We start from the raw sequence: 17,017 nt of genomic DNA, 5'->3' as shown, positions 1-17,017 counted from the left end.
CTCTTCGATTATTAACAGAGCTTGTAGCGCACTAGGCTGTTATCCACCTGATTGGGGAATTTTAGCGACTAAACGTAAAGAGGTCGTTAGCTCTTCCATTTGTAGCCATGGCTTTAACCAAGCGACCGCGTTGTATGAACCTGGAGCTCCAGGAATCTCTTTCACTTGTACACGAGCATCCGCCAGAGGGTATTTCGCACGGATCTCCTGCCCACCGCCTTCGGACGCATTGACATAACTGAGGATCCATCGATTTAGCCATGATTCAACATCTTCAGCTTCCATGAAACTACCTATCTTGTCTCGCGCCATCACTTTTAAGTAATGTGCAAAACGTGAAGTTGCCATCATATAAGGTAGTCGAGCTGAGATAGCAGCATTTGCTGTTGCATCTGGTGAGTCATACTTAGCAGGTTTTTGACAGGTTTGAGCGCCAAAGAAAACAGCATAATTGGTATTCTTGTAGTGACACAGTGGTAAAAACCCAAGCTTACCTAGCTCCGCTTCGCGCCTATCAGTAATACCAATTTCAGTTGGACACTTCATGTCCGGATCACCATCGTCACTCATAAAGAAGTGAGTTGGTAGATTTTCAACACGCCCACCGCCTTCAGCGCCTCGAATCGCGGTGCAGAAACCGTATTTTGAAAATGCATCTGTCAATTTTGCACCCAACACATATGAAGAGTTCATCCAACAGTAATCATTGTGGTCCGCATTGACGGCGACGCCTGAAACCGCATCTACATCAAACTCTTCAAACCCAAACTCTTCAACGGGTGATGTCGCTTCGCCATATGGTAATCGAGCAAGTACTTTTGGCATGGTCAAACTTACAAAGCGTGAATCCGCACTTTCTCTAAAAGAACGCCACTGAGTATATTCAAGTGATTCGAAGACTTTCTCAAGATCACGAGGCTTAGAGAGCTCAGTCCATTCATCGAAACCAAATAAAGCAGGTGATGCTGCGGAAAGGAACGGAGAAAAGCCAGAAGCCGCGACGTTCGACATTAGACGAAGTGTTTCGATATCTTCCGGATGATTTGTAAACTCATAGTCACCGATTAGAGCGCCATATGGTTCGCCGCCTGCACTACCAAACTCTGACTCGTAGACTTTTTTAAAGATCTGGCTTTGGTCAAACTCAACCGCTTTACTCAAGTCTTTGTGCAACTCTTTCTTGGTTGTACTCATCATTCTAATTTTCAATGAAGAGCTTGTCTCTGAGTTCATCACTAGATAGTTTAACCCACGCCAAGAACCCTCTAACTTCTGTAATTCCGGGTGGTGCATGACTTCAGATAACTGCTCCGAAATCTGCTTGTCTAATAGAGTTATTGCTTCACGAAAAGTAACTGTGAGGTTTTTATTCCACGAGACGGTACCTTTCATCGCTTCTTCAGTAAGAGTCTTAATCAACTCTTGTGCACGAGAAGCTTCCGTTTGCTTAGTAGCTCCAATCGCTTGCTCTAAAAATGAGTAAGACTGCTCTTCTACTGTTGGATCGAGTTGCTTTTCAAGCTCAGTACTCATTATTCAGCCCCCTCTTTACTTGGTTCCTGCTCACCAAGTTTTAGCTCTCCTGCCAACTTCGTAAGGTTGTCGGTATTATTCAGAACATCTTCGAGGATATTTTCCAACTCTTCAGAACGATCGACCTTGGTCATCAGATCTCTCAATTTATTTCTTGTTTCCATTAACTTACGCAAGGGATCGACTTGATTAACAATTGCCGCGGGTTCAAAGTCTTGCATCGAATTAAAACTCAAATCTACTGCGAATTCCGAGTCGTCATTCGCTAACTTATTCGCAACCTTGAACCGAACAGATGGGCTCATTTTCTTTAGCACATCATCAAAATTATCTCGGTCAATTTGAATAAATCGGCGATCTTTAAGAGGCTTTAACTCCGAAGTGTTCTGTCCAGCAAAGTCCCCCATCACGCCTACAACAAAAGGAAGCTCTTTTTTAAGCGTTGCGCCTTCTGTTTCAACATCATAGGTAATGTGAACACGAGGCTTCCTTACTCGTGATAGTTTCGAGTGGATACTCGTCATACCGTTCTCCCTTTATCCTTCATTGTTTTGATTTGCTATGCCAACCAGACGGAAATAGCTGTTTTTTGCATCCCCATCGGAAATTAGTTCCGCCAATAAATCTGGCAGAGGCATTCCACACCAACGGATAACTTGCTCGATGGTGTAAGAAACTGGTGAGTGAGGTTCCGTTTCACGGAAAAAATCCGCGACACTCTGTAACTGATTGATTGCCTGCTCTCTCGAGCGCATATTAGTTGCTAACAGCTCTGTGGAGTCGACCTGAGAAATAGTCTCTTCTGGAACATAATCTTGTTCAAGCTCATCTTTGATGGTTTCTACCTTTCCCCTTTGGCTTGGGTAACGCCCCCCAAGCACATGCTTAAGTGCCGAGAGTATTGAATCTAACTTTTGAGATATGTAAGAGCTAGGTGTTACATCACCAACAGCTTTGTCTAACGTATTAGAAAATTTACCAAATGAAGCAATTGCATACTCGAGGTCGGCTATTAAATCGATATAAAACTCATCAGAGGTCGTTTTTACCGTTTCAAGAATCTTAGCCAGTTCAATCGCTCCCCCATCAACCTTATAACGACGCTTATCTTCATCTAATCGCTCTAAGTCTATGGCCTGTTGATATTCCCAATAGGCAAATGCCTGATCAATGCCCATTTCAGTTAAAGGAATAGAAGCAATTGGAAATATTAGCGTACCTTCTGACTCAATCCCATTTAGACCAATTAGCGAGGAGATACGCGTTTCCATCCCATCTTCATCAGGCATGGGATAGATATCATCCCAGTAAGTATCTACCAACCCGGTTGCTAGCTCATAGCCGATACCCATCCCTCTAAACCCATACAATCGAGTCAATGCTTCTATTAGCCAAGCGACAAACTCAAGGTCTTTGGCTTGGTTTGACAAGACATCAGGCACCTCTTCCAAGAATACTCGCCATAACCCGCTATGGAGCAATATGGATTCTTCTTCAATGATTGCATTACGTTCTTCATTTCGGGCAAGCATACGTTGATCTTTTAATCGATAGTATGCGGACTGCGGGGAAACATCTTCTCTGGGATCAATTCCGGTAGCCAAACTACCCTTAATTGGCTCCAATGCAGCCTCATACCAATCAAACAAATGAGAGTTGGTATTCATCTAGAGCCTCCATTCATAAAGACAGGAATCGTCGCATCATTGTTACCATCGACTTCCAACGCGACTTTATCGCTACGCGCTTTTACGATCGTACAAGTGACGTTATCACTCGCCCCTCTCACCAAAGCTGAATGCAATAGCGCTAGCCCAGCTTGACTCACCGTATCAGCTTGTAGCGTAGCTTTAATCTCTTGGTCACTAAGTTCTTTCGTTAATCCATCACTGCATAGCAAAAATTGGTCACCGTCCAAAAGTTGACCAGAAACCTGATCAATAGTGACATATTCATCAACACCAATTGCTCTAGTTATTACATTCGCTAGCGGGTGTGATTCTGCGTCCTCCAACGCCAGTAAGCCTTGGTCAACCAAATCCATTACTTGGCTATGATCACGAGTTTTCTGAGTAAAAACATTGTGCCTGAGTTGATAGATTCGGCTATCTCCAACCCACAGGCAATGAAAGTAACCATCATTGATGAATAACAATGTCAAAGTTGTTCCCATTGTTGCCCCATCTAGTTCCGATTGCGCGTAATGATATATAGCCGCGTTTGCTTGTTGTATTGTGACTCTCAAATCATCAATACTGCTTACATCGTCGTCGATAATTCTGCGCTCAATATGATCAACTAACATCTGGCTTGCGATATCACCAGCGCAGTGTCCCCCCATTCCGTCAGCAACAACCCAGACTCTTTTTTCGGTCATATCCAATAAAGCATCTTCGTTGTATGGCCTTACCTTGCCGGCATGGCTCTTCGCAAATGTAAAATAATTCCAATTCACTCTACTACCATCCCCACTGTTTCCAGTTTCCATCAAGCATCGCTGAAAACTGGCCAATTGAAGGCAAGCCACTTGTGATAACCATCGATGACTCCACAGCTTGTGCCCCCTCAGTCCACCAAAAACACGGATGATTTCCCTTTGTGGCGAGCATGTGGTTTAGCAAAACTCGTTGACCAAACAACTCCGAAAATCTAAACACGGCGTTCGAGGTACTCGGATCTAACAACTCTGCGATATAACTAGTTGGCTCTATGGTATCTAAACCTTCACCGGTTTCTTTTAAATTGTGATGCCACTTATCAAATTGAAACTCATCACCTAATACCTCAAGGGCCAAGCGTTCTGTCGTTTGAGTCCAATTCCGGCTTTCCCAGTAATCAATAGCCCGGCCGCGAACCGGCCTAACTACAGAAAAGTGAAAATAACGTCCAGCGGCATCGACACTCGGAATCAAAGTGCCGATATAAGTAGCACCTCCAATATAATTTTGGTCTAAAGCAAAGTGCCAAATTGGAGCATTAAGAAATAACTCAACCCAAGTCTCATTTAACTGCTCTTTGCTCACCGCTAACACGGCTTGTTGCCAATCATGAAACTGTGAAACAAACTCAGATGGTAATCCTTCCTTGATAAAGTCCCCCTTAGAAGGAATTTTACCAATATAGCCCCAACTTTCGGTTATAAGGTTTGTGGACATCTAAACCTCTCCATATCGTTAGACCAAAATGGATTAAAAGCACTTTTGGGAATCAATTCGAGTTGCACCTTATTTCCTTTCAAATCAATCATGACAATGTTGTCATTTCTTGACTCCGGTCTTGCTTTCAAAGATTGGTCCAGTAGCTTAAAGATGCCCCATTCACCTTCATAAGTGTGTGATATCTCACGCTTCGAGTCCGGTGGTGTAAATACAATCCTCGTTTGCGCCGTATTCGATGGCCAAGTGAGGTCTCTCGCTCTTGCTGGCCCATGTTTATAAACTAAGTCTTGCTTACCAAGTTCTAATACAAACCTTGTTATATGCTGATCTAGATAGACAGGTTTCATTCCAAAATCGACTTTTAACGAGTTGTCTAATTCAAAGAATGACTGTCTGATTTTTTGAGCTCGTTGGAAGACATGTAACGTTTGCGTTTTCACTCCAATCTCTTTTTCAAACTTCCAACGCCCCTGAGAAGTATCAACAAATGGTTCTAGGTACTCTTGAAAAAAAGCGTCCAAAGTACCGCCGTACCCGAAGAAGCGCTTAAAATCTTTCAAGCGAACCTCTTTGTCAGCACTGGGTTTAAAAGGGTATCTTCCTGCAATAGTTTGGTTGTATGCTTTGACGACTCTGGTTTGCCAAAGTCTGTTGAGATGATCCTTAGAACCCGACTCCGCAAACTTGACGGATTCTTGGGAAAGCTCACCCAACCAATTATTAAATGGTTTTGGCAATACGGCCTTCGCTGCAGAAAATGAAGACGCTACTTCTTGAGTAAGAGTGCCGTCCAGTATACTTTTATATGCTATTTTTTGATTATTTCCCGAGCTAGACAAATCAGTGAGGTAAGATCTTAGATTCAACATAGCATCTTGGATGTCGCTATAGTCCTGCTCACTTAAATGCAGAATATCCGCAAAGTGTATTTCTACCTCCTTTCCTGGCAGTGATACGGCGAATTCACTTTCATCAGGTAAATAAAGATCTAACTTATCTGCAGTATTCGATAACTTGACCTTGGCAACTTTAGCCGTAACCTCTGACGCTGCTTTTTGGTTTTGAGTCAACGTCACTTTAGTTAGACCAACTTCTTTTTGAATGGCTCGTAACAAAGACTCTATCGGCCTTTCGACACCACTTAAAATACGAGCTTGCTCAGTTGCCATTGACAAGGTTGGCGCTTGCTTTAGTTGAATATCTTCTACGAGTCCCTTCCACTCATTAACATAGTCCTGATAGTATCTTTGTTGAACCCCTTTAATAGCAGCATTCTCGTCAATGTTCCTTACTTCTATATCGTCACCATATACCCAGTTTTCCTCCATCAAACTTTTCACAGTTCGGCCGAGTTGTATTTGGAAAATGCTATGGAATCCATTGTAAGTATAAAAGCCTGGAATACCTTGAGAGAGAGGCTTTCCACTTCGCCTTTCAAACTGCTCTAAACTCTTCGGGCCAAGAACATCAGTGAGTCGAAACGAGGGAACATGACTCTTAGAGAATTGTACCTTCATTCGCTGATAAGCCCTTTCTGGGAGCGACATTTTCGTTAATACATCCCTCGCATCTTTGACGGAATTTTCGTTAAAATTGAGTCCTCGTTCGCTCGCTACTAGAAAGTGTTGCGTATGAACACTTAGTCGCTCTCGTAGTGCTTCATTCAGGGCTCCTGGGAACTCTCGTTGAAAATAGAAATCAAACCAATTCATGACTTGCTGCATGTCAAACTTATCTGAGTGAAATAACATTAAGTATATTTTTAATGTTTCATATAAATACTCGCGATGATGCTTGTTGTCATCCATCTCAGATACAAGTGCGCTCGAAATCAACTCTGAAAAATAGAACGATAGTGCATCTTTATAGGCTTGATTGGCTGACTGAGAAATTTTATCCCCTTGATACAGACCTAATTTGTTAAAAAGCTGTGAATCTGGGTAGTGGTTATCCGCTCCCAGTGGAAGCATCATTATTCGGTCGAGTGTTGCGACTGCATTTATGATGTCTTTATCAAAATCGAGTCCCTCAGCATTAATCATCACCTCAATATCACGGGTTTGTTGATTAACTTCTTTAATAAGATCTATATTCCAGCGATAGCTAAAAAACCACAATAACGACGCACATACTAATAGACTTAAACAACCGACAAGTACCCCCTTTCTGAGCCATCGATTCTGTTTTTGATAGTGTTTATTAACACTACCTAGCCATTGTTCCTTAAAAATGACCTTTTCAAACAGACTTCTTACGAAATAGCTATGTGATGCTCGCTTAGTCATTTTTAGTGTTAACCGATTTAACCCTAAGCCACTTGCGGATTCATGCATTAGTCGGTCTACAGGTGCCCCCTCTTGAACGGAGCTTACAATAAAAATACCACGGATCATGGCTGGTTCTTCAAAGCTGTTCTGAGCGAAAATTTCTGACAAAAATTCATCTAAATTCGCTTGCATCATCCTTAACTGTTTTGGGAACTCGAATACCAACGCGCGTTTATCTAAGTCATCCTCTGTTTCTAAAATACGTAGCATTCTCTTATCTAAACGCTCTAATAACCCATAGAACTCTTTATTAAACAAACCAATAGAGCCACGCTCATCAACAACTTCCATCGGAAACATAAACCCTAACAGTTCGTCACGCTCTTCCTTTGTGACATCGGCAAAAAATTCACTGAATCCCGCAACAAGATCTGCTTTTGTTAGTAACACATAAATCGGAAACTGCATTCCCAGCTGATTTTTAAGTTCTTGCAAGCGAGATTTAATTGCACGAGCATGCAAACTTCTCTCCGTTCGTGTCAGCGACATCACACTCGCTAAGCTCACAGTAACAATTGCACCGTTGATTGGCCGCTGTGTTCGATACTTTTTAAGTAGTCCGAGAAAACCATGCCATGCCTTAGAGTCAACTGCGGCCTGGCTGTCCTGCGTTGTATATCGACCAGCTGTATCTATAAGCACAGCCTTGTTTGCAAACCACCAATCACAATGCCTAGTACCACCTATGCCCTCGACTGATTCAGCCCCCATAGTGCTGGCTAAAGGAAATTCCAATCCAGATTGTTTGAGAACCGTGGTTTTACCTGTTCCCGGTGGTCCAATTAGTACGTACCAAGGTAGGCTGTATAGGCTTCTCTTTCCTTTATGACTGTGAGTTGCTGTTTTTACCGCTTGCTCTATTTTATCGCGCATTAGAGCAATCTCTGATGCAGCCTCTTTATCAAACTGACTGTCGACTTCTAACAAGTTTTGAATACTTGCATCATCCTGAGCTTTTTGCCTATGTTGCTTCAAAATAGAAACTAACGCCCATACTAGAACAACAGTAAGAATAGTGATTAACCGTTGAAAGTCAGTTTTTAATGGCTCATAAAATGAAATACTAATAAGCGGGCCAACAAACCAAATAAAGATTGAGAAGGCAAAAACTCCTACTAGGCTAATAAGCCACCTTTGGGAAAAGAACCTTCCAATGTCTTTCATATTCATTTTAATGATCCCAATAGTTATTTGGTTAATAACAAATCAATTTCAATACGACGGTTTATTGACCTGTTTGATTCACTGTCATTTTCCACCAAAGGTCTCGCATCACCTACACCTTCAGGAATTACCCTACTCTTCAAAGCGCCGTTATCTAAAAGTCTGTCTGTTAGTGCTGTCGCTCTTGCAAGAGATAAGTGCCAATTGGATGGAAATTTGCTAGTGAATATCGGTTTATCGTCAGTGTGTCCGGTAATCACTATTTTCCCTTCGACAGACTCCAAAGTCTGAGCAATCTTAAAAATGATCGGGTCAATATACTCAACAAGGTCAGCACTCCCAGATTCAAATAAATCTTGAGCTTTAATGGTGATCCTTACTCTATCCTGCAAGGAATCTACAGATACGATGCCTTTCTCAATTTCAGTCGCAAGATAAACTGAGATTTTTTCCGCAATCGGCTTAGTGTTGATAATCGTAGATGTAGAAATAATTGATTGGTCTTTAGAAACAAGGTTCATCAGGCTTGAGAAAGTCTTGTTCGACGCCGAGTTGAGAGCATGGTTAAAGTACATAAAAACACATACCAAAATTGCGGCAGTTACAGAGCATAATACCCATATAGGCGCACTCTCTGCTGACTGAGAGCCACTTGTGACACTTTCAGTTGGGTCGTAAGCCCATTCGATGTTATTACAACGGCCAAAATTTTTAAGTATGGAAGTAATTTGTTTTCGTAGCCTCCTGTGGGACTCTAGGCCATTTTGCTCTAAACGGTACTGGCCGACGAAGCCAAGAGACATACATACAAACATTAGCTCTAGCAAATCAAGGTTACTTTCTGCGGTACCCATACATTTTTTCAGATTCTCATAAAATGCCTCTCCCCCCTTTGAAGACGAGTAAAAAGATGACAATAAAGAATCATGACTCCATGCAGATTGCCCGCCCCAATTCGTATTTAAGACAGCCTCATCAATAACGCAGCAGAGGCTATAACGAGCAATATCTATCGTTTCTAGACTTACTTCCTGTTGACGCAGACGATTCTCATAGTCACGTAACTTTTGAGCTAGTGACTCCTTTAAGTGGTGAATATCCGAATGAGTCGCCGTGGCTCGGATCTGAGCCACTATAGACAAGATCCCATTAGCTTCCGCGAGAACTGGGTTGCTACCATAAGCAACGATACTGTCATTGTTAATATGTTCAGCATTTGAGCTAAGTACTATCGTACTATCCGATGATACCTCTTTCGTTGTCGGTGGTTTCTTTCGACCAGGGCTCGGCTTGACTATTGTTTGTTCCATTCGTGTCACTCTTATTGACTGATACACCAAAGCTCTAATGCAGCGTTGGGAAAGTTACCTGACAGGTGTAACGCCATACCGCCACTTTCACTGAGTCGTGTCCAAAAATGTCCTTTCTTTATGACTTCAAAGTAAACATAGCCAGTTTGGTAAGCGATTTGACGAGGAACAACCGATAGAGGCGCAACAGAGATACCGTTAATTTGGTTGTTGATTAGATCGCGAATTTGCTCCACTGCACCAAATTTCAATTGTCCAGGAACAAGGCGTCGAATTTCTTCAGTATTAATGTCCGCTTTAACTGCTAGTACGAACTGACAGCTTTCGAGCAACTTTTTATCCGGAAGAGGCGCAACGTGTATCCCATATTGCCTTGACTCTAATGGCAGTTTAGTCGCGGTCTGATCCAAGACAACACTTAGGTATTGGCTTATTGTTTGGTTTAAAGATTGGAAGAAACAGCCCAGTTCTAAATGGTCATATTGCTCTACGCTAGGTAAACGTTTGGACTTATTTGAAAATGTCGCCAACTCTCCAAGATAACTTTGTAACAACATTGAAAAATCGACTGGAGTGATGTGATCTAACTCTTTTATATGGCGAAATTTAGCTTCATATTTGTTCAACATCTGCAGCATAATGAAATCAACCGCAGAGGCTGACGCAGCCTTACCTTGACCTAACCTCTGAGAAATTGAGTCAGCTCGGATCTTTGTCATTGCTGTAACGTTGTCTAAACACTCTGTAAGCTGTGAGTTCTTCTTCACATTCAAACTAGGTGGAATGAAACCCTCATCTAAAACAACTTCTCCTTCGGGCGTCACTTCCTTTATTCGACAAACTGGGATCTCTACATAACCCGCTAATTTTTCATTAGAACACTTGAGTTCGATATTAAACGTTTTTACTTGGATAGTTTCTTCATCTAAACCAGTATTCGAGTCGATAAGTTCGACATCATCAAGAGAAAACCGTTTAATCTCCTCAGCATTATCAGGACTTACACTCTTTTCTTGACAGTTTAATTCTGGCAGTACAATTTTTATCAACGTATTCTCCACACCTCTATCTATAGAGACTGGCTTTGGAGATTTGTGTTTGTTTGGACAGTCTATTACCGTCATATCTGGAAAAATGGCGGTCAAAGAATCGATTCTTACTTGTCCGTCTTTCAAGGCTGCTTCTGACAAATGTAAGTTCCATATTCCCCAGTAATAAGGAGATATGTACTTTGCTAAATCCCTAAATTCAGAGGTTAAAGCCCTATCTTGCTGTTGAAAGTGTTGGGGACGTAAAAACATCCCCTCACACCATGCAGTTAAAGAGTATTCAGTCATTTATTATTGCCAATATTTATTTTACTACTAGTGATAAATCATCAATCAAGACTTCATAGGTGTTATAGCCAGTTTTATCTACCTTGATAACTTGTCGCCAATTGGAGTTTTCTATATCCCTGAAAGCTGCAACTAGCCCAATAAACTCTGTCTTAGGGTTCATACTTGCTTGATAGTTTTCCACTGAGTCTGGTGTCAGCGAAAACTCAAACTTATTAACCAGATCTGGACCAAGTACTTTTTCCGGATTTTCATATAACGAAAAGAAATCCTGATTAGAAAAAATAGTATCAGAAGTAAGCTCAAACACATAAAACACAACAGGTGACGGCCTTCCATTTGAGTCCGGGTTGATATTATGCGCTGACTTTACCTCTAAAGTAGAATAAGGCTTAACAACAAAGTTTGCGGCACTACAACCTACAATCACAATTGACAAAAACAATATTAAAAATATTCTCAACATACTAAATCCCTTCTTCTAATGTTCCCCACGCTGTGATGAATCATAATATTTAGCAAAATCATCCAAATAAAAAGGCGTATCACTATTTACTATCTCATCAAAAAGTTGACGGTGTATATTTTGGAAACTTATCCAATTAGTGACATATTTTCTTGATGGATTAATCTTGTTAATTAGTGAACTGTCACTTTGATTTGATGTTGAGATTGACTCCGGATCCACAAGAGACATAATACCAAGCACTGAACCTTCAACACCCTTCATCAAAGCACTCTCATGCTTTTCGATATCTAGAAACGCTTCTCGAATAGCTGCATTGGGATCTATAAAGCTAGACGTCTGTCTATTATACAAATTGTGAATTGCGTCTTCTAAGTTAGCAGAGAACTTCAACGGGTTATTTTCTTGCTTTTGAAATGCAGTATGGTTAAGCCGATTGTTTTGCTTAAATTGAGCCCGCTTGTGTAGCGTTTCCATCAACCCGATTAACATCAAAGAAAATGATTCTCCAATTTGCTTGTACCAGTCTTCTTTGTTGCTTTCAGGTATCAATTGCGGGTTTATACCAAGCCCAGTAATGAATGCGTTTAACTCTTCGCACCCTCCAACATTAATTGATGATTTATTATCCCTAAGCCCATCTGCTTCAACCTTATTATCAATAACATGTGGTGTGTCACTTACATCAAAGAAATCATCAGTCAAACCAATATCTAATTGAGTGCTACATTCCTCTTTTGGCTTGGTTTCCAGCACTTCTGGTATACTAAAGCCAAAATCATCGTAGTCCGGTTTAACTGTTGGTACGAGGGTCTTTTGATGCTCTTCATTCGCATTATTGTCTAACCTAGTTGACCCAATTTCGCTCTCAAAAGTGACTTCCACCGTAACTTGGTAATCACCAATAGATAATGTATCACCATCATTTAAGTGAACTTCATTCCCTTGTCCGATCGGGCTTACAGCGTTATTAACAAAAATGCCATTAGTTGACATGTCGCGAATTAAGAAGGTGTCACCAAATTTGACTAGTTCACCATGTAAGCTAGATACTACTCGTTCAGGGTCTGGCAAGATCCAATCACAATCTTCTGAGCGACCAAACGTAGCTTTAGCATGTTCACTTCCCTCATTAAATTTAAATTCCGTTTCAATCTCTGGAGTAAACTTGTGAAAACTTGTAATGCTTAAAAGCAACATCGAATAAACCTCGCCGAAAATTCACGTAGCAAAAATAAAATACAAATCAATCAATAACAATATTTTCAAATAAGTAAATAGTTTAGAAAAGACCACTAATTAATTACACGGAAAGAATAATGAATCATTTTCAACCCAAAGCAATAAGTGAATATTGAATTACTCCAATAATACAGCGGAGTTCAAAGTTTTGACGCATCAAGTTTCATGCGTCAAATTTCTGATGTTAGCTTGACCGAGAAACAGGAATCTAATCATTTTTATGTAGATAGGAAATCATATATTTCACTCATCATTATTTATGGAGCACTTTTGATGGCTGACAGTAATAAAGACAAATCTATTAGTAATAGATCTGATGGTGATAAGACGAAAGTTGTAAAGAGTCAAAATAAAGACAACAATAAAGTTAATAAAAGAAATTTAAAAACTGAGGGTAACTTCAAATCGAATAGCACAAGAAATGAAAATTCATCTCAATTTTGCAACGACGCTAAGAATGCAATTAATAATCAAAATTCCATTAAACCTGCATCAACTTCCGATGGTAGCTCGCTGCTCGGAAAGGTCATCAAGAATCGATATGAAATTGAATCTCTGATTGGCCACGGAGGGTTATGTGATGTCTATTTAGCCAAGGATATAATCCTTGATTCTTCCGGTGCAGATAACCCTCACGTAGCATTGAAGATCCTTCAGGATGAGTTCGCTGAACAGCCTGAAACTGCCCGCATGCTGATTAGAGAAGCACAGCAAACTCAGAAGCTGAGCCATCCCAATATACTTAGAGTCTATGATTTCGGCGTAGATGCTAATGTGTACTTTTTGGTCATGGAGTATGTCGACGGCGAAACACTAGAGCAATTAATTCAACGTTCTAGGCCAAATGGATTATCTTTTTCTGCCACTATGAGTATTGTTGGGCAGGCACTCAATGCCCTTGATTACGCTCATACGAAAGGCGTTGTTCATGCCGATCTAAAACCTGCTAATATTATGATCACACCTGAAGGCAACGTTAAGCTACTTGACTTCGGAGTATCCAAGACTCACAGGGTACAACAAGATAAGTATGCGGCTAGACGACCATCTCAAAGCCTTGACACGTTGGGCTACACTCCAAATTATGCATCAAAACCCGTTCTTGAAGGCAAGGAACCCACATTTCAAGATGATTTATTCGCTTTCTGTTGCATTATTTATGAGTTGCTATCTTGTAAGCACCCTTATAACAGAACCCCTGTCAATGAAGCCTTAAAGAAAAGCTTAAAAGTTGTAAAGCCCAACAACCTTCCATTTAGCAAGTGGCCTGTTTTAGCCTCTATCCTCAATAGTGGCAGTGTGAAAGAAGATGTAAATGCACGGCTACTATTAGCTAAACTTAATAAGAACCACTTGAAGCTAATCACTCCACTGGCTGCAACCGTAATTTTAGCTATTGGCGCAGCTTATACCTTCCAGCACCAACAAGATAAAATTTCAGAATTAGCGTTAACCTTAAAGAAAAGTGAAGAGGCATTAAGTGAACAGCTAGACTTACTGAAGCTAACTGCTACTGAAGCTAAACAGCTCGTTGACAGTGAAGTAACTTTGCACCCTGTTATCAAGGAAGGCTATTTACGCGTACACAAAGAGAGTATTCTCGGACAATTTGAATCTGAGATTGATAGTATCCTAAACACAAGCAACACTAGCTATCCAAACTATGATCAAATTGAACTTGTGCTATCTAATGCGAGGAGTTACTACCCTGACTCTCACAAAATAGAAGTTTTGTCCGTAGACATTCAATCTAGCAAGCACTCGACCTTGCTATCAATATCACGACAAATCAATAGTCACCTCGAGAAGTCACGCTACGTCAAAGAGCCCGATGTACGTTCTATTTACGATCTTAAACACGATTTAAATACGATTCATCGTGAGTACCGTTTTGTACCAAGTTCGCTTGCCTCTGAGGTGTTTGGCCAACAATTAACGGAAGCACTTAAAGAAAAAGACGCAGCCTCTCTCGTTACTTTGCTAAAAGTTGGCAACACGTTTTTTTCTGGCGTCGAGGAATATAAGGATAAGTTGGTCACAAGCAACCAAATGAAAGACTCTATACTGGAGATGAAGTTGTATATTCAATCTTTAGATTCAAATACGCCACTACCTTTCCCAGCTCACGCCGCAAGAATTTTGTATAAAGAAGATTTTGATGGTTTGCATTTCCGCTTAGATAAGGCGAAGACAACTGTTCATCTCGACAAACTCGTTGACGACCTCAACGTACTATCTAAGCGGTTTCCAGAAAATTTCGAAGATATTAACGCATTGAAATTCCAAATTGCTAATAAGTACCTAGACTTCTCAGACATTCTTCTGAACAAACGTAAGGCAAAAAGTGCGAGGCGGGCAATGCAAAAAGCGAACGCATTAATGCAACAAATGGAAAGAAGCTAATGCAGGATTAAGGACTCGAACACTACTCCAGCGATATGTTCTAACTAGCTAAATTTGCAGCAAAACACCTTGCCAATATGCAACACGATTACTATCTTTTAAATAGTACATAATATGCAAAGGACGGCATCTTGAACATTGAAAAGGTCCACGTTAGTCAAATAAACATATTAGTAGTTGATGACTGTTCAACATCCAGTGTATTGATCAGACATCAACTACAATCGCTTGGAGTAAGCCAGCCAAATATTACTTGCGTTAACAACGCCTCTGACGCATTGCGAGCGGTAAAGTCTAGGTTCTACTCATTCATCATCCTAGACTATCATTTAGGAGAAAGGTTGACTGGTGTTGAATTACTAAATTTGATGCTGCGATCTAAATTGATATCTCAACTTACAGCCGTCTTAATGATCTCTGGGGACGCAAGACAAGAAACTGTATTGACCTCGCTATCTGGTCACGTAAGACACTTCCTTAAAAAACCACTTCAAACTAAAGCTCTCAACAATAAAATGAAGACTGCTATACAAGAACAAAAGCGAATAGCTCAGGTTGAAAGTGAGTTACAGCAATCTAAGCACCTAACTTTATCTCAACTCGCTGTTGTTCTCGAAAAGCATCCAAATAGTGTTTGTGTTGAATCGCTTTTGATCGACACTCTTGTTAAACGCAACAACACTTCGCTTCTGGCACTTTTCCTCCCTTATTGCCAGTACAAAGAGCACGCTAGTTTGATATGTGCTCAAGCCTACTTACTAAGAGATAAAGGCGCTATTTTCCAATCCATTAAACTATTGGCCGACTATGTGGCCAAAAACCCTCTTTGCTTGAGAGCAGTTGACAACCTAGCAGGTCTATATGAATCAGAGGGACAACTAAGCAATGCTTTTCTTATGACAGAGAGAGCGTTTAAAGCAACACCTAGCAACAGCCATAGAATGCTGAGCGTTTCCAGAGTCGCAAGCAAGCTCAAACAAAAAGACAAGTTGTATGATATTGGCCTTACTTATGCGACATGCCTCTCTCCCACAGATCCGAATTGGTTATCTACTATCAGGCATTACGTCAGTTTCGTATCCGAGCTATACAATGAGTTAACAAATCAAAGGGACAAGAGGGAGCTGCTCACTAAATTGAATTATTTTTGTGAAATCGCATTCGAACAGCTAAACCAAAATCAAAAAGCTGATCTCTATGCGGTAAGATTGCTTATGCAATGCAACCTACTTTTAAAGGAGTCTAGACCTCAAGAAGCTCACAAAAAGGTGCTACTCGCCATAAGTTTGTATTATCAAAACATGCCGAGATGTCCAATCACAGTAATAGAGCTAGCGATCCCATTGATGGAATTATTTGGTGAGTTTGAATTAGTTAGCTCTCTACAATTAGTCTTAAAACACAAGCAACATAAAACCAACGTAGAAAAGGGGCATCAATTTAGTCAGAACCATACTCAAGAGAGCATCCCGGTGGATAACTTCCCTTTCTCTATAGAGGCAAAGCTCAAGCACTTACTCAGTCAAAACGGTGACGTAAATCATCCGGAAGTAAAGGGAATACTTGAGAGCCTGACGCAACTCGCTTTACCTCCAAACTGGTCGATGTGGGTTAGCGACTTTCTAAATGGCTCCAAGGTCTCTCCTCTACCAAAACCATTTAATCTAAACTTTGTCTAAAGGAATACACATGCTCAATTTTGAGTTACTCAACCAGTATATGGATAACGATCAGGAGATTATAACTGCTGTACTTCTTACCTACATGGAGGACTATGAGAATGCATTACAAGATCTGAATTACTTCAATAAAGAACATGATTGGCAAGGACTATTCTTGTTATCTCATAGTTTGAAAGGGATTTTAGCTGGTTTTGGAGAAAAGATTGCGGTCAACGCACTTGAAAACGTAGAAAACAAAACGAGAGATGGTCTAGCGCCTAATCATGGAGATATTACCATCATAAATACCGAGCTGGACCTCATCCACAAACAAATACGAAGATATCTTATTGAGGTCACTTGAATACTTCGAGAGCACTTAACTAAACTCTGATATCGCCATGGGAGGTTACATA

13 protein-coding genes are annotated in these 17,017 nt (G+C 40.8%); 3 read left to right on the top strand and 10 right to left on the bottom strand.

Features of this window, described 5'->3' with window-relative positions; genetic code table 11:
• Positions 1–39: 39 nt before the first annotated feature.
• The 10 genes from tssC to tagH are packed head-to-tail and all read right to left on the bottom strand — an operon-like array spanning position 40 to position 12,495.
• Positions 40–1,533 carry a type VI secretion system contractile sheath large subunit gene (gene tssC / locus J4N37_RS24460; RefSeq protein ID WP_171357244.1) on the bottom strand — a complete coding sequence of 498 codons (1,494 nt, stop codon included), beginning with the start codon at positions 1,531–1,533 and terminating at the stop codon, positions 40–42.
• Positions 1,533–2,057, bottom strand: coding sequence for a type VI secretion system contractile sheath small subunit (gene tssB / locus J4N37_RS24455; protein WP_010452261.1), 525 nt, complete (start codon positions 2,055–2,057; stop codon positions 1,533–1,535). The genes tssC and tssB overlap by 1 nt, the downstream gene beginning before the upstream one ends.
• A 12-nt stretch (positions 2,058–2,069) precedes the next feature.
• Positions 2,070–3,200: a type VI secretion system protein TssA gene (gene tssA, locus J4N37_RS24450; protein WP_252042664.1), complete on the bottom strand. Its 1,131-nt coding sequence runs from the start codon at positions 3,198–3,200 to the stop codon at positions 2,070–2,072.
• Positions 3,197–3,988, bottom strand: coding sequence for a PP2C family protein-serine/threonine phosphatase (locus J4N37_RS24445; RefSeq protein ID WP_252042662.1), 792 nt, complete (start codon positions 3,986–3,988; stop codon positions 3,197–3,199). Before J4N37_RS24445 ends, tssA begins: the two co-directional genes overlap by 4 nt.
• Before the next feature lie 4 nt (positions 3,989–3,992).
• Complete coding sequence (tagF, locus tag J4N37_RS24440; RefSeq protein WP_252042661.1) at positions 3,993–4,688, bottom strand: type VI secretion system-associated protein TagF; 696 nt, start codon at positions 4,686–4,688, stop codon at positions 3,993–3,995.
• Positions 4,670–8,188, bottom strand: a complete 3,519-nt coding sequence (gene tssM, locus J4N37_RS24435) for a type VI secretion system membrane subunit TssM (protein WP_252042660.1) — start codon at positions 8,186–8,188, stop codon at positions 4,670–4,672. Before tssM ends, tagF begins: the two co-directional genes overlap by 19 nt.
• A gap of 17 nt (positions 8,189–8,205) precedes the next feature.
• A complete protein-coding gene (gene tssL / locus J4N37_RS24430; protein ID WP_010452266.1) occupies positions 8,206–9,492 on the bottom strand; it encodes a type VI secretion system protein TssL, long form in 1,287 nt (428 codons plus the stop codon).
• Positions 9,493–9,503: 11 nt separating this feature from the next.
• Positions 9,504–10,829 carry a type VI secretion system baseplate subunit TssK gene (gene tssK, locus J4N37_RS24425; RefSeq protein ID WP_269429121.1) on the bottom strand — a complete coding sequence of 442 codons (1,326 nt, stop codon included), beginning with the start codon at positions 10,827–10,829 and terminating at the stop codon, positions 9,504–9,506.
• Positions 10,830–10,845: 16 nt separating this feature from the next.
• Positions 10,846–11,295 (bottom strand): type VI secretion system lipoprotein TssJ, encoded by a 450-nt coding sequence (tssJ, locus tag J4N37_RS24420; protein WP_038886805.1) that lies wholly within the window; start codon positions 11,293–11,295, stop codon positions 10,846–10,848.
• Between the two features lie 15 nt (positions 11,296–11,310).
• Positions 11,311–12,495 carry a type VI secretion system-associated FHA domain protein TagH gene (gene tagH / locus J4N37_RS24415; protein ID WP_071235934.1) on the bottom strand — a complete coding sequence of 395 codons (1,185 nt, stop codon included), beginning with the start codon at positions 12,493–12,495 and terminating at the stop codon, positions 11,311–11,313.
• Between the two features lie 315 nt (positions 12,496–12,810).
• Here tagH and J4N37_RS24410 point away from each other — a divergent pair, with 315 nt between their 5' ends.
• From J4N37_RS24410 to J4N37_RS24400, 3 genes are all read left to right on the top strand, one after another.
• The gene (locus J4N37_RS24410; protein WP_252042659.1) at positions 12,811–14,940 is read left to right on the top strand and encodes a serine/threonine-protein kinase; all 2,130 of its coding nucleotides are present in this window, start codon (positions 12,811–12,813) and stop codon (positions 14,938–14,940) included.
• Between the two features lie 131 nt (positions 14,941–15,071).
• A complete protein-coding gene (locus J4N37_RS24405) occupies positions 15,072–16,619 on the top strand; it encodes a response regulator (protein ID WP_252042658.1) in 1,548 nt (515 codons plus the stop codon).
• Positions 16,620–16,629: 10 nt separating this feature from the next.
• On the top strand, positions 16,630–16,965 hold the full coding sequence (locus J4N37_RS24400; protein ID WP_252042657.1) for an Hpt domain-containing protein: 336 nt from the start codon (positions 16,630–16,632) through the stop codon (positions 16,963–16,965).
• The last annotated feature ends 52 nt before the right edge of the window (positions 16,966–17,017 follow it).

Origin of the sequence: Vibrio sp. SCSIO 43153, assembly GCF_023716625.1 — a bacterium.
GTDB lineage: Bacteria > Pseudomonadota > Gammaproteobacteria > Enterobacterales > Vibrionaceae > Vibrio > Vibrio rotiferianus.
Note: the sequence above shows the minus strand (reverse complement) of the source record. Positions and strands in the feature narration are given on the sequence as shown.